At 66.7% G+C, this 17,284-nt stretch carries 15 protein-coding genes; 11 read left to right on the top strand and 4 right to left on the bottom strand.

From position 1 onward, the window contains the following. A partial coding sequence (locus tag DBR12_RS15475) for a hypothetical protein (RefSeq protein ID WP_199226701.1) occupies positions 1 to 1,123 on the top strand: 1,123 nt, incomplete at its 5' end. 13 nt (positions 1,124 to 1,136) lie between these two features. Here DBR12_RS15475 and DBR12_RS15470 read toward each other — a convergent pair. Further along, positions 1,137 to 1,382 (bottom strand): hypothetical protein, encoded by a 246-nt coding sequence (locus DBR12_RS15470; RefSeq protein WP_233244556.1) that lies wholly within the window; start codon positions 1,380 to 1,382, stop codon positions 1,137 to 1,139. 452 nt (positions 1,383 to 1,834) lie between these two features. Between DBR12_RS15470 and DBR12_RS15465 the strand changes: the two genes are divergently transcribed. The 4 genes from DBR12_RS15465 to DBR12_RS15450 all read left to right on the top strand — a co-directional run bounded on the left by DBR12_RS15465 (position 1,835) and on the right by DBR12_RS15450 (position 5,651). After that, positions 1,835 to 2,176: a helix-turn-helix transcriptional regulator gene (locus tag DBR12_RS15465; RefSeq protein ID WP_233244554.1), complete on the top strand. Its 342-nt coding sequence runs from the start codon at positions 1,835 to 1,837 to the stop codon at positions 2,174 to 2,176. Positions 2,177 to 2,584: 408 nt separating this feature from the next. Continuing rightward, positions 2,585 to 3,571: a tripartite tricarboxylate transporter substrate binding protein gene (locus DBR12_RS15460; protein ID WP_108618073.1), complete on the top strand. Its 987-nt coding sequence runs from the start codon at positions 2,585 to 2,587 to the stop codon at positions 3,569 to 3,571. A gap of 50 nt (positions 3,572 to 3,621) precedes the next feature. Then, entirely contained in the window at positions 3,622 to 4,533 is a 912-nt protein-coding gene (gene kdgD, locus DBR12_RS15455) for a 5-dehydro-4-deoxyglucarate dehydratase (protein WP_108618083.1), read from the top strand. Between the two features lie 149 nt (positions 4,534 to 4,682). After that, entirely contained in the window at positions 4,683 to 5,651 is a 969-nt protein-coding gene (locus DBR12_RS15450; RefSeq protein WP_108618072.1) for a 2-hydroxyacid dehydrogenase, read from the top strand. Positions 5,652 to 5,752: 101 nt separating this feature from the next. Here the strand turns inward: DBR12_RS15450 and DBR12_RS15445 are convergent, their stop codons facing one another. Further along, complete coding sequence (locus DBR12_RS15445; RefSeq protein ID WP_108618071.1) at positions 5,753 to 6,619, bottom strand: LysR family transcriptional regulator; 867 nt, start codon at positions 6,617 to 6,619, stop codon at positions 5,753 to 5,755. A gap of 93 nt (positions 6,620 to 6,712) precedes the next feature. Between DBR12_RS15445 and DBR12_RS15440 the strand changes: the two genes are divergently transcribed. Then, positions 6,713 to 7,141, top strand: coding sequence for a nuclear transport factor 2 family protein (locus tag DBR12_RS15440; protein WP_108618082.1), 429 nt, complete (start codon positions 6,713 to 6,715; stop codon positions 7,139 to 7,141). Here the strand turns inward: DBR12_RS15440 and DBR12_RS15435 are convergent. After that, entirely contained in the window at positions 7,119 to 8,045 is a 927-nt protein-coding gene (locus DBR12_RS15435) for a LysR family transcriptional regulator (protein WP_108618070.1), read from the bottom strand. The two genes, DBR12_RS15440 and DBR12_RS15435, sit on opposite strands and share 23 nt — an antisense overlap. Before the next feature lie 108 nt (positions 8,046 to 8,153). Between DBR12_RS15435 and metE the strand changes: the two genes are divergently transcribed. After that, entirely contained in the window at positions 8,154 to 10,544 is a 2,391-nt protein-coding gene (gene metE, locus DBR12_RS15430) for a 5-methyltetrahydropteroyltriglutamate--homocysteine S-methyltransferase (protein ID WP_108618069.1), read from the top strand. A gap of 145 nt (positions 10,545 to 10,689) precedes the next feature. On the opposite strand, the gene DBR12_RS15425 is transcribed toward metE, so the two are convergent. Further along, positions 10,690 to 11,643 carry a ketopantoate reductase family protein gene (locus tag DBR12_RS15425; RefSeq protein WP_199226700.1) on the bottom strand — a complete coding sequence of 318 codons (954 nt, stop codon included), beginning with the start codon at positions 11,641 to 11,643 and terminating at the stop codon, positions 10,690 to 10,692. A 431-nt stretch (positions 11,644 to 12,074) separates the two neighbouring features. Here DBR12_RS15425 and DBR12_RS15420 point away from each other — a divergent pair, with 431 nt between their 5' ends. The 4 genes from DBR12_RS15420 to DBR12_RS15405 all read left to right on the top strand — a co-directional run bounded on the left by DBR12_RS15420 (position 12,075) and on the right by DBR12_RS15405 (position 17,272). Continuing rightward, positions 12,075 to 12,587 carry a MarR family winged helix-turn-helix transcriptional regulator gene (locus DBR12_RS15420; RefSeq protein WP_108618068.1) on the top strand — a complete coding sequence of 171 codons (513 nt, stop codon included), beginning with the start codon at positions 12,075 to 12,077 and terminating at the stop codon, positions 12,585 to 12,587. 59 nt (positions 12,588 to 12,646) lie between these two features. After that, positions 12,647 to 14,119: an efflux transporter outer membrane subunit gene (locus DBR12_RS15415; RefSeq protein ID WP_108618067.1), complete on the top strand. Its 1,473-nt coding sequence runs from the start codon at positions 12,647 to 12,649 to the stop codon at positions 14,117 to 14,119. Between the two features lie 170 nt (positions 14,120 to 14,289). Then, positions 14,290 to 15,621, top strand: a complete 1,332-nt coding sequence (locus DBR12_RS15410) for an HlyD family efflux transporter periplasmic adaptor subunit (protein ID WP_108618066.1) — start codon at positions 14,290 to 14,292, stop codon at positions 15,619 to 15,621. Between the two features lie 16 nt (positions 15,622 to 15,637). Next, entirely contained in the window at positions 15,638 to 17,272 is a 1,635-nt protein-coding gene (locus DBR12_RS15405) for a DHA2 family efflux MFS transporter permease subunit (RefSeq protein ID WP_108618065.1), read from the top strand. Positions 17,273 to 17,284: the final 12 nt, after the last annotated feature.

The raw sequence follows: 17,284 nt of genomic DNA, 5'->3' as shown, positions 1-17,284 counted from the left end.
AGACGCTGCCACTGCGCTACGCATTTACGACCTGGACAGCAGCGCCGTGGTGGCGAACTACCCCCTCGCAAACCCGCCATCAGCCGTGTACGCCAGCCCTGGTCGGCGCTATGCGCTGGCCTTCCAGCGGCCGCAAGACACGGTGCAGATCGCCGATGCCGGCATATGGCAGGAAGACCACGGCGACCACCTGCATGACTACAAGGCTGCGCCCAAGCTGCTGAGCTTCCGCATCACCGGCCCGCAGCCCACCCACTACGACGACCGCGCGGGCCAGGCCAGCATCTTCATGGATGGCCGCGCCCCATCGGCCGTGGCCTCGGCCACTGTCTTCCAGGATGCCGACCTGGGCGCAGGCCGCGTGGGGGCGAGCATCAACTTTGCACAGCCCATGCACGGTTTTGCCGAGCCCAATGGCAACTTCCTGGTGGCCACCTACCGGGCGCCCGACGCCACCGGCCCCACCCAGGTCGAGGTCTACAGCCGCCAGGGCACCCAGTACACCCTGGTCAGGCGCCTGGATGCCCAATGCCCCAGCATGCACGGCAGCTTTACCAGCGGTGGGATCACCGCCAGCGGCTGCTCGGACGGCGTGCTGGCCGTGTCGCCCCAGGCCACGGGCGCAGCCGCTGCCACCAAGATCGCCACCCCCACAGGCGTAGGCACCATTGCAGGCCACCCCAAGCTGGGGGCGCGTTTCATTGGCATCGGCAATGCGGGCACGCCCTCCACCACGCGCTTCTACGACATCGACGCGGCGGCGGCCAAAGCCACCCCGGTGGCCATTGCCGGCTGGGCCGACGGCCGCCTGCGCCGCGCGCACGGGTTTGACCGCGCGGGGCGCTATTTCTTTGTGCTGGACGACACCGGCGCCCTGCACGCCCTGGAGCGAGGAGCGACAGGCTGGGTGGTGAAGAAGACGATCACTGGCGCCATCCCGGCCATGCCCACGGCGGCACCGTTCCCGGCGTTTGTTGCCAACGGGGCGCGCGATGAGATCTACCTCTCTGACCCCGGTGCACGCCAACTGGTGGTCATCAACACCACCACGCTCGAAGTGGCGCGCCGCACCGCGCTGGACTTCCGCCCCACGCACCTCGCCTGGCTGGGCATCGCTCGATAAACAAGAGAGGCGCTCAGCGTTCGCGAAAGGCCTTGAGCAGCAGCCCCAGGCACACCGCCATGCCCAACATGGGGATGGCGGCAAGCAATGCCGCCACGGCGCGCGCCAGGGGCGACCAGTCAAAGTCGCGCGCCGTGCGCCAGGCGCCAAAGGCCGCCACCAGTCCCAGGGCGAACATCCCCATGCGAAAACTCGCCCCAGGCTTGAAGAAGGCGATGAGCAACACAAGGTTGGCCACGCCCAGGCGCGCCGTCAGCACCTGAATGCGTGCCGTGGCGTTGTCGGGATGCGCTGCTCGATGGCCTGGACCCGGGCCGCGAACTTGGGGTTCATCGGCGCCTGAGGGGGGCCAGCCTCAACACGTTCGTATTGCGCGTCCACCTCGGCCTTGGTGATGGCCCAAGGCCAATCGGCGGGCTTTTCCCAGATCTGGCTGGTATAGCTCGCAAGTCCCTCCTCAAATGCTGCAGGGGAAGCGGCGTGTTGTCGTTTTGTCTTTCGTCGAGTGCGGGGGAACTCCAGGAGCGCCCCACGTCGAGCCCGAGGGGCGCGCCCCCCATTTTGTCCAGTGACGCACCAGCGCCACACGCGGGTGTTGTCACACAGTTTTGGGTAAAAATGGGCCTCTCCGCGCGTCCATCATGCCCAAATAGCTCCTATTTTTATAGCAATCCTATGTCCCAGCCACCACGCCCTGCCCTCGCTCTCGCCATGCCCGTGCCCACTGGCGACCAGCTAAAGGCCGCCCGCATCGCCGCCGGGCTGAGCCAGGCCCAGGCGGCCGAACTCATGGGCTACCCGCTGCAAACCGGCAGCCGGGGCGGTGTGCAGTCGCGCACCTGGCAGGCGCTGGAGAGCATGAGCGACGAGCGCAACATGCAGGGGCCGGTGTACGCCATGTTCCTGCTGCTGACCGGCCAGCACCCCGAGTTCCGCCTGGAACGCAACCAGCCGTCAGACAGCGCCCAGGGCGCGGCAGCGGCAGACTGCCAGGAAACGGCTTCCCCCCAGTCATTGCGCGCCGATGCGCACGCCCATAGCCAGAGAGATTAGTGCGCCCATGGCCCGTACCGCGGGCAAGGCAACTGCCCGAAGGGTTGGATTGAAATCTCCCAAAGACTTTGAACAGGTTCCAAGAGCTTGGCGTACTGCCAGGCCCTGACCGTGCACAGCATCCGGGAGATGCTGCCCCGCACGGACAAGAGCACAATGGCAACGACGTTATGCGTTGTCACACAACAAGCAGCCGCTTGCTGACAGGTTTTCACCTGAACCAACAGGAATGCCCGAAGACCTCTACAGAGGCTGCACGCTTGCGCTCTCGAAATTTGACAGACGAGTCACAGAGCCCCCCCATGTTCTGCCAACAAGAAAGTCTTTACCGACTCCGCGCTATTGTTTTTTTACGATGTTAGTTGTACGATGACTAACAACCAAAAACCTCGTAGGAGACAAACCACCATGCCCCTGATCCGTCGCACCGCAGTGCTGGCCTGCATCGCTGCCCTGGGCAGCTTTGCCAGCGCCACAGGTGCCCATGCACAAAGCGCCGCAAGCTGGCCCACCAAGTCACTGCGCATCGTGGTGCCCTACCCGCCTGGTGGCAGCTCGGACATCATTGCGCGCTCCATCAGCCAGGCCATGTCCGAGGCACTCAAGCAAACGGTCATCGTCGAGAACAAGCCCGGCGCCAATGGCAACCTGGGCGCCGACTTCGTGGCCAAGGCCGATCCCGACGGCTACACCCTGCTGCTGTGCGACGTGGGCGCGCTGGCCATCAGCCCCTCGGTGTACACCAAGCTGTCGTTCGACCCCTCCAAGGACTTGCGCGGGGTGACCATGCTGGCCTACTCGCCCCACCTGCTGGTGGTGCACCCCTCGGTGCCGGTGAGCAACCTCAAAGAGCTGGTGGCGTATTCGAAAAAGAACGACCTGAACTTTGCCGTCACCGCCACCGGCAGCGCCCCCCACGTGGCAGGTGTAGCGCTGGAGCGGGCCGCTGGCGCACGCTGGCAATACATCCCCTACAAGGGCGGCGTCACGGCCATCCAGGACACCGTGGCGGGCCAGACCCAGGTGCTGATGAACGGCATGCTCGCCACCCTGCCCCAGGTGCAGAACGGCAAGCTCAAGGTGCTGGGTGTGTCCAAGGCCACCCGCATGCCGCTGATCGGCGCTGTGCCCACCCTGGCCGAACAGGGCGTGGCAGGCTTCGAGTCCGGCACCTGGCAGGGCGTGCTGGTGCCCCGTGGCACGCCAGACGCCGTCGTGCAAAAGCTCAACCAGGCCCTCATCACGGCCATCCGCTCGCCAGAGATCCGCTCACGCCTGGCGGGCCAAGGCGCCGAAGTGGTGACCATGACCCCAGCCGAACAAGACCAGTTCTTCACCAAGGAGCGCGAGCGCTGGGCCAGCGTGGTCAAGGCCGCCAACATCAAGCTCGACTGAGACCCGAGCCACCGCTCCGCTCCACCCATTTTTTCTTTGCAATGACCACCATGACCCCCCAAGAACTCAAATCCATCATGGGCTCCGGCCTGCTGTCCTTCCCCATCACGGACTTCGACGAGCAAGGCAACTTCCGCCCCAAGACCTACATCGAGCGCCTGGACTGGCTCGCGCCCTATGGCGCCAGCGCCCTGTTTGCTGCCGGTGGCACGGGCGAATACTTCTCGCTCTCGGGCCCGGAGTACAGCGAGGTCATCAAGACCGCCGTGGAAACCTGCCGGGGCAAGGTGCCCATCATTGCGGGCGCCGGTGGCCCCACCCGCACGGCCATCGCCCACGCGCAAGAGGCTGAACGCCTGGGCGCCCATGGCATCTTGCTGCTGCCCCACTACCTGACTGAAGCGGGCCAGGAAGGCTTGATCGCCCATGTGGAGCAGGTCTGCAAGAGCGTGAAGTTCGGTGTCATCGTCTACAACCGCGACCGCACCAAGCTCACGGCCGACTCGCTGGCCATCCTGGCCGAGCGCTGCCCGAACCTGGTGGGCTTCAAGGACGGCGTGGGCAACATCGAAACCATGTCTTCCATCTACATGAAGATGGGGGATCGCTTTTCGTACCTGGGCGGCCTGCCCACGGCCGAGGTGTATGCAGCCGCCTACAAGGCGCTGGGCACGCCTGTGTATTCGTCGGCGGTGTTCAACTTCATTCCCAAGACGGCGATGGAGTTCTACAAGGCGGTGGCGGCCGACGACATGGCCACGCAGCACAAGCTGCTCAAGGAGTTCTTCATGCCGTATCTGGCCATCCGCAACCGGGTGGAAGGCTATGGCGTGTCCATCATCAAGGCGGGTGCGCGCATCGTGGGCCATGACGGTGGGCCGGTGCGGGCGCCGCTGACGGACCTCAAGCCCCATGAGGTGGAAGAGCTGGCTGCGCTGATCAAGAAGCTCGGCCCGCAGTAAGGGGCGCCGAACGGCAGGAGCCCACGCGCAAAGGGCCGCACACGGCCCTGTGTTCTCTGCCACTATCCGTTCCTTTTTGCGATGCAGCGCTGCCAGGTCTGGCAGCGCTTGCCATGCCACCTCTTCTCTGCACCCACCTGTCACCCTCCATGACGACGCACGCCACACCCCGCATCCTGCAAATCGGCCGCCTGCCCTTGCCCGCACTTGAAACCGAACTGGCCGCGCGCTACAGCGTGGCCTGCCTGGCCGACCAGGCCGACCCGCAGGGTTTTCTGGCGGCGCACGGTGCGGAGTTTTCGGGCGTGGTCACCACGGCGTCCATCGGGCTCACGGGCGAGGTGATTGCAGCACTGCCCCATCTGCAGGTCATCAGCAGCTTTGGCGTGGGCTTTGACGCGCTCGACATCGGCGCCGCCACTGCCCGGGGCGTGCAGGTGGGCTACACGCCCGGCGTGCTCAACGACTGTGTGGCCGACATGGCGTTTGCGCTGATGCTGGACGTGTCGCGTGGCATTGCCGCCAGCGACCGTTTTGTGCGCCAGGGCCAATGGCCCAAGGCGCGGTTTGCGCTGGGCACGCGGGTGTCGGGCAAACGCCTGGGCATTGTGGGCATGGGCCGCATCGGGCAGGCCGTGGCCGAGCGCGCGGCGGGCTTCCGCATGGAGGTGGGCTACCACAACCGCCGCCCGGCCGAGGGCTGCGCGCTACCCTACTTCGAGTCGCTGACCGCACTGGCGCAATGGGCCGACTACCTGGTGCTGACGGTGGCGGGCGGCGCGGGCACGCGCCACCTGGTCAACCGCGATGTGCTCGACGCCCTGGGCCCGCAGGGCTACCTCATCAACGTGGCGCGTGGCAGCGTGGTGGATGAGGCGGCGCTCATCGACGCCCTGGCCGAGCGCCGCATCGCCGGTGCGGGCCTGGACGTGTTCGACAACGAACCCCATGTGCCCGCCGCCCTGATGGCGCTGGACAACGTGGTGCTCACCCCCCACACCGCCAGTGCCACGCACGAAACCCGCCGTGCGATGGCAGACCTGGTGCTGGAGAACCTGCATGCGTTCTATACCTCGGGTGCCGTGCGGGTGCCGGTGCCAGGCACGGTGGCTGGCTGACCGTTGGTTTTTCAAGCTTTTTAGGCCGTTTGCGCGCGTCTATCATGCCTGATTAGCTATCAAATAAGTAGCATCAAGCTCCACACCCGGGCGCCCCTGCCTCACACCCGCCCCACAAACACCTCCGGCCCCAGGCGGGGCTTGCGCGCCTTGCGCTCGAACAGCCACATGCCATACAGCGGCAGTGCCTCGGCCAGTTGCAGCGGCACCACCTGCTCTGCCGCAGCCCCCAGCAGCGCGGGGTGTGGCAGCACGGCCAGCAGGTCCGAGCCCACCACCAGGTTCAGCAGGCTGGCAAAGTCCGGGCAGCGCACAGCCATGCGCGGCGCGGGCATGCGCCGCACGCGGTGCGCCTCGGTCAGCACGTCCACCGGGCCGCTCACGCTCGGGCCCACACAGCCCCAGGCGGCGCCTTGCAAATCGGCCAGTGACCGGGCCTGCGCCAGCGGGTGGCGGCGCCGTGCATAAATTTGCGGCTGCAGCTCGTACAAGCGCCACTGCACCACATCCGGGTGGGCAAACTGGCGCGGCCGGGGCGCAATCACGGCGTCGAAACTGCCATGCAGCAGGCCTGTCAGCAGGCTCCCCTCGTCGGTGGTGGTCATCTCCAGTGAACGCTGGGGCTGCGGCAGACACCAGGCCTCGTACAGCAGCGGCCCACAGACCAGCGCGGCGGAGGCCGTGAGCCCCACGCGCAACCGATTGCGGTCCACAGCGGCCCGGCGGGCCTGCGGCAAGGCGTCGATGCGCTGGGCCAGCGGCGCGCCTTCGGCCACCACACGCCGGGCCAGGTCGGTGGGCACATAACGGCGCCCGTCGCGCACCAGCAGCGGCGCGTCGAACTGCGCCTGCAGCGCCTTCATGCCCTGGCTGATGGCGGGCTGCGACACCCTACAGGCCTGCGCCGCGCGCGCAAACGAGCCCTGGTCGATGACGGATTGGAGGTAATGCAGGTAGCGCAGATACATAAGCAGCTTTTATGTATGAGGCGCCATTGTCTCTTGCCGCAGCCGCCGGGCGCGGCGAAGCTCTGGGCATCTTTCTCCACCACGCTCCTGCACATGACCACGCCACTCGACACCGTCCGCACCTACCTCGCCCACCTGCACGCCAGCCACACCGACGGGTTGATTGCCTGCTTTGAAGACGATGGCGTGGTGCATTCACCCTTCCTGGGCACCATGCGCGCGAGCGACTTTTTCAAGAAGCTCGCCCAGGCCTCCAGCGGCAGCGTGATCACCGTGCTGGATCTGTTCGAATCCGCCCAACCAGACAACGGCGGCGCCGTGCGGGTCGCCGCCTACTTCCGCTACGACTGGACTTTGAACGACGGCCGCGAGGTGACCTTCACCTGCGTGGATGTGTTCACGTTCGACGCTGGCAGCACCCACATCCGCGACATGAACATCGTCTATGACACCCACCCGCTGCGCGAGGAAGTGGGCGACAAGTACGCGCCTGATCCGGTCACAACAGCTCCACGCCCTTGAGCGTCACGAAGCTTGTCTCCCGCGTCACCTGCACAAAATCCTGCAGGTACGGCTTGCCCGACAGGCTGGGCAGGCAGGCGGCGTGCAGCTCGCCGCGCAGGCCTTTTTCACCGATAGGCCGCGCCGTCACATACCCCCGGTCCAGATAGCTTTGCACCGCCCACAGCGGCAGCGCCGCCACACCGCGCCCGCTGGCCACCAGCTGCAGCATGGCCACCGTGAGCTCGGTGGTGCGGCGCGGGGGGCGCACGCCAGCGGGCTCCAGCACCTGGCGGATCAGGTCCAGCATTTCGTCGGGCACGGGGTAGGTGATGATGGTCTGGTCGGCAAAGTCCTGCGCCACCAGGTGCGGCTTGGCCACCAGCGGGTGCGTGTTGGCCAGCAGCGCGCGGATCTCGAAGCCAAACAGCGCGTGGTAGTCCACGCCCGCCTCGTCGGTATCGACCTCGGACACGATGGCCACATCGGCCCGGCCCTGGTGCAGCAGGCCCACGGGGTCGGCATGAAAGCCACTCACGATGTCCAGCTCCACCTCGGGCCAGCGGGTGCGGAAGGCATCCATCGCGGGCATCAGCCAGTCAAAGCAGGTGTGGCATTCCACCGCAATGCGCATCTGCCCGCCCTGCCCCAGCACCAGGCGGGCGATGTCGCGCTCGGCCCCTTCCACCTGGGGCAGCACGGCATCGGCCAGGGCCAGCAGGCGCTCGCCCACGGCGGTGAACTGCGGCGGCACGGATTTGCGCTCGAACAGCGGCTGGCCGTGGCGGTCTTCCAGCAGCTTGATTTGGTGCGACAGCGCCGACTGCGTGAGGTTGAGCAACTGCGCGGCCCGCACCAGGCTGCCGCTGTCGCGCAGGGCCACCAGCGTGCGCAGGTGGCGCACTTCCAGAATCGACTGGTTCATTATTAATTTTCAAGTTGATCGACTAAAACTTTCGTTTGAATAATAAACGAGCCCGCGCGACCATCGGTGCCTTCATTGCATTGCTCCATTCAGAAGAAGGAAATCACCATGTCAGTCGCCGCAGTTGCCATAACCTCCGCCACCCGCCGCCCCGTGCTCACGCACACCCTGGGCTTTCCGCGCATGGGGGCGCAGCGCGCGCTGAAGTTCGCGCTCGAATCCTTCTGGCGCGGCGACAGCACCGAGGCTGAATTGCAGGCCACCGCCGCCCAGCTGCGCCAGTTGCACTGGCAGGCGCAGGCCGATGCAGGCCTGGGCTGTGTGACGGTGGGCGACTTTGCGCTGTACGACCATGTGGCCAACCACATCCAGCTGCTGGGCTGCGAGCCTGCGCGGTTTGGCTTTGATGGGGACACGCCCGAGGTGGCCCGCTACTTTGCGATGGCGCGGGGCGTGTCGGCCCAGGCCGCAGCAGACCACACGGGCTGCAGCGCCGGTTGCACCGCAAAGCACCACACCGCAGGCCAGCCCGCGCTGGAGATGACCAAGTGGTTTGACACCAACTACCACTACCTCGTGCCCGAGTTCAGCGCACACACGCAATTTCATCTGGCCAGCGAGCGCCTGTTTGCCGAAGTGGCCGAGGCCCAGGCGATGGGCCACCGCGTCAAGGCCGTGCTGCTGGGGCCACTGAGTTTTTTGTGGCTGGGCAAATCCAAGGCGGCAGGTTTTGACCGCTTCAGCCTGCTGGAGTCGCTGTTGCCCGTATACGAAACCGTGCTGGCGCGCCTGAAGGCCCAGGGCGTCGAATGGGTGCAGATCGACGAGCCCATCCTGGGCCTGGACCTGCCCGATGCGTGGCGCCATGCGTTTGAGCCCAGCTACTGGCAACTGGCGCGCAGCGCGCCCAAGCTGCTGCTGGCCACCTACTTCTCGCCCCTGGCCGAAAACCTGCGCCTGGCCTGCCAGTTGCCCGTGGCGGGCCTGCATGTGGATGCCGTGCGTGCTGCGGAGGAACTGGTGGGCGTGGCGGACTGGCTGCCTTCGCACAAGGTGCTGTCGGTGGGCATTGTGGATGGCCGCAACATCTGGCGCACCGATCTGGATGCAGCGCTGCAAAAGCTGCGCCCCGTGGCAGACAAGCACCAGGGCGAGCTGTGGCTGGCGCCGTCGTGCTCGCTGCTGCATGTGCCGTTCAGCTTGGAGGCCGAAACGCAGCTGGATGCCGAGGTGAAGTCCTGGCTGGCGTTTGCGGTGGAAAAGCTCGATGAACTGCGCGTGCTCTCCACCGCCTTGTCGCAGGGTGAGGCGGCAGTGGACGACGAACTGCACGCCGCCCGCACGGCCCTGGCCGCACGCCGCGCAAGCCCCCGCGTGCACCGCGCCACCGTGGCCGCACGCCTGGCCACAGTGGCACCCGGCGCCGATCAGCGCAGCAGCGCCTTTCCCACACGCCAGAAGGCACAACGCGCACGGCTGAAGCTGCCGCTGCTGCCTACCACCACCATCGGCTCGTTCCCGCAGACGGCCGAGATCCGCGCGGCCCGCGCCGCCTTCAAGCGCGGCGCACTCGATGCCGCCCACTACCAACAAAAGATGGAAGCCGAAATTGCCCTGGCCGTGCGCAAGCAGGAAACGCTGGGCATTGACGTGCTGGTGCACGGCGAGGCCGAGCGCAACGACATGGTCGAATACTTTGGCGAGCAGCTCGACGGCTTTGCCTTCACCGCCAACGGCTGGGTGCAAAGCTATGGCTCGCGCTGTGTGAAGCCGCCCATCATCTACGGCGACGTGGCCCGCCCCACGCCCATGACGGTGGCCTGGACACAGTACGCGCAGAGCCTGACGCCCAAGCCCATGAAGGGCATGCTCACCGGCCCCATCACCATCTTGCAGTGGAGCTTTGTGCGCGACGACCAGCCCCGCGCCACCACGGCCGACCAGATCGCCTGGGCGATCCGCGACGAGGTGTGTGACCTGGAAGCCGCGGGCATCGCCATCGTCCAGATCGACGAGCCCGCCATCCGCGAAGGGCTGCCGCTGCGCCGCGCCGGTTGGAAAAGCTATCTGGAGCGCGCCACCCGCGCCTTCCGCATCAGTGCCAGCGGCGTGCGCAACGACACGCAGATCCACACCCACATGTGCTACAGCGAGTTCAACGACATCCTGCCCGCCATTGCGGCCATGGATGCCGATGTGATCACGATTGAGACGAGCCGCTCGGACATGGAGCTGCTACAAGGTTTTGGCGACTTCAAATATCCGAACGAGATCGGCCCCGGCGTGTACGACATCCACTCGCCCCGCGTGCCCAGCGTGCAAGAGATGGCCGCGCTGCTCGAAAAAGCCGCCGAGGTCGTGCCCGTGGAGCACCTGTGGGTGAACCCCGATTGCGGCCTCAAGACCCGGGGCTGGCCCGAGACCGAAGCCGCCCTGCGCCACATGGTGCAGGCAGCGCAGGAAGTGCGCGAGCGGCTGCTGGAGGAAGCTGCGGCCTGATACGGATTTCCGGGTTCGATCCGTCAGAAATACCCTTTCGGGCTGAGCCTGTCGAAGCCTTCTTGCGCGGCGCTTCGACAGGCTCAGCGTGAACGGTTTTCAAAATTTTGAGAGCGTGTGGACGGCGCCCCACCCAACGCCCGCACTATGCAGAAACGCCCCGCGCTTCCGCCAGTTTCACCAGCACCTGCAGCGCGTGGTTCAGCGGCGTGGGCACGCCCAGTGCAGCGCCGCGCTTGACCACATAGCCGTTCAGGTGGTCGATCTCGGTCGGTTTGCCCCGCGCCAGGTCCTGCGCGGTGGACGAGTATTGGCCGGGCATGGTGCTGGCAATGCCGCGCACGGCCGCCTGCACATCGCCCGGAATCGTCACCCCATCGGCAGCCGCCACGGCCAGGCACTCGGCCACGATGTCGGCAATCACCTGCGTCACGCCAGGCACCTGCACCAACGGGCCATAGGGCTGCTGCGACAGGGCCGAGAGCGCGTTGTAGGCGCTGTTGAGCACCAGCTTGGCCCACAGCGCGCCGCGCACGCTGTCTGAAATCTGGGTAGGAATGCCCGCCGCCGTGAGCTGGCGGGCCACCGCATCGCTGCGCGGCGAAGGCGCAATCACCAGCTCGCCCCGGCCATGGTGCACCACATGCCCCGCGCCGCCCATGGCAGTGGCCACATAGACCACAGCCGCCGCCACCGGGGTGCTGTCATCCAGCACGGCGCGCACGCGCTCATCGTTGTCCACGCCGTTCTGCAAGGTCAACACCAGCGTGCCGGGGGCCAGGTGGGGGCGCATCTGCCGCGCTGCGTCCTCTGAATCCGACGACTTCACGCAAAACAGCACCACGTCGGCGCCATGCACCGCGCTGGCCTCGGTGCTGGCCGCCAGGGGCACTTGCACATCCATCTCTGCCGTCCGCAGCCGCAGACCGTTGTCGCGCACGGCCAGCACATGGGCGGGCCTCCCGATGAGCGTGACGGCATGGCCCGCGCGGGCCAGCAAGGCCCCAAAGTAGCAGCCCACAGCGCCCGCGCCCATCACGGCAAAACGCAAGGCTGGGGTGGCGGAAGGGGCTGCGGCGGGCATGGTGGTAGAGGACATGAAATAGCTGCTCAGCAACAGATACGCAAAGGACGGATGGCAAGGCATGGTATCGCCTGGTGCCTCAGCCGAACCACAGATTGCATTGCACCCCACCCGATGGGCACACAACGCGTCCATCAGGCGATCGCCATATCCGCCACCGCCTTGCTCGCGCACCCTGGGCACTCTGGCCCAGCCTCCGCCAGCCCGGGCGCAGCGTCTCACCGGCAAAAAAGCCAACGGCCCCGCGCGCAGCCGGTGCGTGCCAGAGCGGGCGCCCACTGGTCAGTCACGTCATCGGCTCCATGCCAATTTCGGCCTTTGCGCTCGCCAGTATTCATTTATAGCTATAAAAAGTATAGCAATATCACCCGCAAAACCCTGAACATATCTCGGGCTTTATCTAATTGCCAAGACAATCATTGTCTAGTCAATTAAATTCACTCGCCATGACTTCCAACACCTACCCGCCGTCGCAGCGCGACCCGGGCTTCTACAGCCCCACCCAGCTCCAGCCCGAAAACAGCGTGGGCTATTTGATGCGCAAGGTGATGACGTCCATCCGCACACAGGCCGATGCGCAACTGGCGTTGCATGGCATGACCTACGCCCAGTGGCTGCCGTTGTTCAAGATTTCGCTGCACCCCCAGGCCACGGTGGCCAGCCTAGCGCGCGACCTGGAGACTGACCCTGCCTCCATGACCCGTGCGCTCGACCGGCTGGAGGCCAAAGGCCTGGTGGCACGCCAGCGCTCCACCACCGACCGCCGCGTGGTGCAACTGGCGCTCACGCCCGAAGGCCAGGCCGCCGCCGCCAAGGTGCCGCCTGTGCTGGCCGATGTGCTCAACGGCCATCTGAGCGACTTCAGCCATGACGAATGGCAGCTGCTGCTGCGCCTGCTGCGCCGCATGGTGGCCAACGGTGAGGCGCTGCGCCAGCAGCGCGGCGCAGACGCCGACTGAAAGCGCAGCCCCCAACGTTTTCCTCCACACAACACCCCAAAACCATTCTGGAGAAACCTGTGACCACTCCCACCCCCCTGCCCTCCACCCGCTCGGCGCTGGTCGCCCATTGCGCGGTATCGGCGCTGGCGCTGGCCGCTGCCGTCTTGCTCGTCGGTTGCGCCAGCCCCGGCGCGGCCCACACGCCGCTCACACAAACCACGCCGTCGGCCGTGGGCCTGAACGCGGCTGCCACCGACACCGTCACCCCCACACAGTGGTGGACCACCCTGGGCGACGCGCAGCTCAACACCCTGATCGACCAGGCCCTGCAAGGCAACCCAAGCCTGGCCGTGAGCCGCGCCCGCCTGGAGCAAGCCGTGGCCCTGAGCCAGGTGCGCGAAGCCGCCAACGGCCCGCAGGCCACGCTGGGCGTGGACGCCACCCGCCAGCGCTACACCGCCAACGGCCTGGTGCCCGCGCCGGTGGCAGGCAACACCTACAACAGCGGCACCGTGCAAGCGTCGCTGAGTTGGTCGCCCGACTTTTTTGGCCAGCACGCTGCCGAACTGCAGGCCGCACTGGGCCAGGCCCGCGCAGCCCAGGCCGATGCGGCCGCAGCGGCCAACACCTTGGCCGCCCAGGTGGGCCGCAGCTACGTGGCCCTGGCGCGGCTGGTGGCCCAGCGCGACGTGGCCTTGCGCGCGCTGGAGCAGCGCGAGGAACAGCGCAAACTCACCCAAGAGCGCACCGCCGCAGGCCTCGACAGCCAGGTCGAGCTGACCCAGGCCCAGGGCGCCGTGCCCGATGCCCGCACCCAGATCGAAGCACTGGAAGAGCAAATCACCCTGGGCCGCCGCCAGTTGGCCGTGCTGACGGGCCAGGCGCCTGACGCCTTGCCGCAGCTCACGCCCCAGCTCACCGCGCTGCAGCCCAGTGCCGTACCCGAGGTGCTCGGCGCCGACCTGCTGGGCCGCCGCCCCGATGTGGTCGCTGCGCGCTGGCGTGTGGAGGCCGCCACCCAGGGCGTGAACAGCGCCAAGAGTGAGTTCTATCCCAACATCAACATCGGCGCATTCGTCGGCCTGAATGCTTTGGGGCTGGACAAGCTGTTCAACGGCAGCTCGCGCCAGATGGGCGTGACGCCCGCCCTGCGCTTGCCCATTTTTGACGGTGGCCGCCTGCGCGCCCAACTGGGGGGCCGCCAGGCCGAGCTGGATGCAGCCATTGCCCAGTACAACGGTACCGTGCTCGACGCCGTGAAGGAAGCGGGCGACGCGGTGGCCTCCATCCAATCGCTCACCCGCCAGCAGGCACTGCAAGACGACGCCGTGGCCAGCGCTGAAAAAGCCTACCGCTTTGCGCAAGAGCGCTACCGCGCGGGCCTGGGCAACTACCTGGTGGTACTGAGCACCGAAAGCCAGGTGCTGGCCCAGCGCCGCCTGGCGGTGGACCTGCGTGCGCGCCAGCTCGACACCCGTCTTGTGCTGATGAAGGCATTGGGCGGCGGCTGGACCGATGACACGGCTGTGCTGCACACCGCTGCCAGATAGGCGCAGAAGTCCCGCACAGAAACCTGCAAACGCCTTTTCATGCACACCCCCACCCGTTCACGCTGAGCCTATCGAAGCACTGCGCAGGACTTCGACAAGCTCAGTCCGAACGGTGGTGCGGTGACAACCGACAAAACCAAACAACAACACATTCCCGAAAGACCACTGCCATGACCGCTGCCAGCGACCCCCTCACCGCCCACGAAGCCAACACCGCCCGCCGCCGGGGCCTCACCCTCATTGCCGCCGCTGTGGCCATCGCTGCCCTCGGCTGGGGCGGCTGGCACTGGGCCAATGGCCGCCATATCGAAACCACCGACAACGCCTACGTAGCAGGCAACGTGGTGCAAATCACGCCGCAGGTCAGCGGCACGGTGGTGTCCATCGGTGCGGACGACACCGACTTTGTGAAGGCGGGCCAGTTGCTCGTCAAGCTGGACCCGGCCGACGCCCGCGTGGCGCTGGAGCAGGCCGAGGCACAACTGGCGCAGGCCGTGCGCGAAGTGCGCACCCTGTTTGCCAACAACTCCACCTTCAAGGCCCAGGTGAGCCTGCGCAGCGCCGACCTGGCCCGCGCCCAGGCCGACGCCGCCCGCATGCAGGACGACGTGACCCGCCGCGTCCCCCTGATGGCCAGCGGCGCCGTGGGCAAGGAAGAGTTCCAGCACGCCAACGCCCAACTGACTGCGGCCAAGAGCACCGTGGCCGCCGCCCAGGCCGCCGTGGTGGCTGCACAAGAGCAATTGGCCGCCAGCCAGACGCAGACCGAAGGCACGTCCATCGAGCAGCACCCCAATGTGCAACGCGCCGCTGCCCGCGTGCGCGAAGCCTACCTGGCCGTGCAACGCGCCCAGCTCGTGGCACCGCTGGACGGCCATGTGGCCAAGCGCGGCGTGCAAGTGGGCCAGCGTGTGCAGGCTGGCGCCCCGCTGATGACGCTGGTGCCGCTGAACGACCTGTGGGTGGACGCGAACTTCAAGGAAAGCCAGCTGCAAACCCTGCGCATCGGCCAGACCGCCGAGCTGGAAGCCGATGTGTATGGCACCAAGGTGGTCTACCACGGCACGGTGACCGGACTGGGTGCTGGCACGGGCGCCGCCTTTGCGCTGCTGCCTGCGCAAAACGCCACGGGCAACTGGATCAAGGTGGTGCAGCGCGTGCCCGTGCGCATTGCGCTGGCCCCCAAGGAAGTGGCCGAGCACCCGCTGCGGGTGGGCCTGTCGATGGAAGTCAAGGTGAACACCGCCGACCAAAGCGGCAAGAGCCTGGCCGACACGCAGCGCACCACGCCCGTGGCGGCCACCAACGTGTTTGACGCGCAGTTCAAGGCGGCCGACGAGGAAGTAGCCCACATTATTGCGGCCAACCTGGGCCGCAGCGGCAAGGCTACCGTCGCCGTGGCATCGCCTAAGGTGGTCAAGGCCCCCGCGCAAAGCCAGCAGCAACAGCAGCACGCCTCGGCCCCGGAGTCATCTGCCATGCAATCGCCCGTGGTGCAGTGAACCGGGTAGATAGAGCATGAGTGCCGCCAACCCCACCGCAGACCAGGCGCCAGCCGGCTCTGCGCCTGCAGCAACACCAACCTCTGCCCCGCCTGGCCCCCCGGCCGCCTACCCACCGCTACAAGGCACGGCCTTGCTGCTGGGCACGCTGTCGCTGTCGCTGGCCACGTTCATGAACGTGCTGGATTCGTCCATTGCCAACGTCTCCATCCCCGCCATTGCGGGTGACCTGGGTGTGAGCCCCGGCCAGGGCACCTGGGTCATTACCAGCTTTGGCGTGGCCAACGCCATCTCGGTGCCGCTCACCGGCTGGCTCACGCAGCGCTTTGGCGCGGTGCGGCTTTTCACCATGAGCGTGCTGCTGTTTGTGTTGACCTCCTGGCTGTGCGGCTTTGCCGGATCGCTGGAGGCGCTGGTGTTCTTCCGCGTGCTGCAAGGCCTGGTGGCGGGGCCGATGATTCCGCTGAGTCAGACGCTGCTGCTGGCCAGCTACCCCAAGGCCCTTGCAGGCACGGCCCTGGCGCTGTGGGGCGTGACCACGCTGGTCGCGCCCGTGGTGGGGCCGCTGCTGGGCGGGTGGATCACCGACAACATCTCCTGGCCGTGGATCTTCTACATCAATGTGCCCGTAGGCCTGCTGGCTGGGCTGCTCACCTGGGGCATTTACCGCCAACGCGAGACGCCCATCCGCAAACTGCCGATCGACACCGTGGGCCTCAGCCTGCTGGTGCTGTGGGTGGGCGCGCTGCAGCTCATGCTCGACAAAGGCAAGGAGCTTGACTGGTTTGCCTCGGGCGAGATCATCGCCATGGCTGTGGTTGCCGTCATTGCCTTCGCCGTCTTTCTGGTGTGGGAGTTGACTGAAAAGCACCCGGTGGTAGACCTCAAACTCTTCAAGGGCCGCAACTTCACCTTTGGCGCACTGGCGCTGTCGGTGGCCTACGCGCTCTTCTTTGGCAACGTGGTGCTGCTGCCTCTATGGCTGCAGCAGTGGATGGGCTACACCGCCACCTCGGCCGGCATGGCGCTGGCGCCAGTGGGCATCTTTGCCATTTTGCTCACACCGCTGGTGGGCAAGAAGGTGGGCCAGTGGGACCCGCGCCGCATGGCGACCGGGGCGTTTGTGGTGTTCAGCACGGTGCTGTGGATGCGCTCGCAGTTCACGGTGCAGACGGACTTCATCCACATCCTGATCCCCACACTGTTGCAGGGCGCGGCCATGGCGTTCTTCTTCATCCCGCTGACCACGCTCACGCTGGCAGGCATCGCGCCCGAGCGCATCCCCGCCGCTGCAGGCCTAAGCAACTTCGTGCGGATCACCGCTGGGGCCATGGGCACGTCGATTGCCACCACGCTGTGGGAGAGCCGCGCCGCCATGCACCACGCGCACCTGACCGAAGGGCTGGTGCAAGGCCAGGGCGTGTTTGCGCAAACGCTGGACACCCTCACCGGGTCCGGCCTCACGCAAATGCAGGCGCTGGCGCAGATCAACCGGCTCATCGACCAGCAGGCGTTTACCCGGGCAGCCAATGACATCTTTCTGGGCTCGGCGGGTTTGTTCCTGCTGCTGATCGCCCTGATCTGGCTGACCAAGCGGCCTGCCAGAACGGCGGGTGGCGGCGCCGCCGCCGATGCAGGTGGCGCGCATTAGCGCAAACCAGGG

Source organism: Acidovorax sp. HMWF029 (assembly GCF_003060895.1).
GTDB lineage: Bacteria > Pseudomonadota > Gammaproteobacteria > Burkholderiales > Burkholderiaceae_C > Acidovorax.
This window is presented reverse-complemented; position numbering and strand designations above follow the sequence as displayed.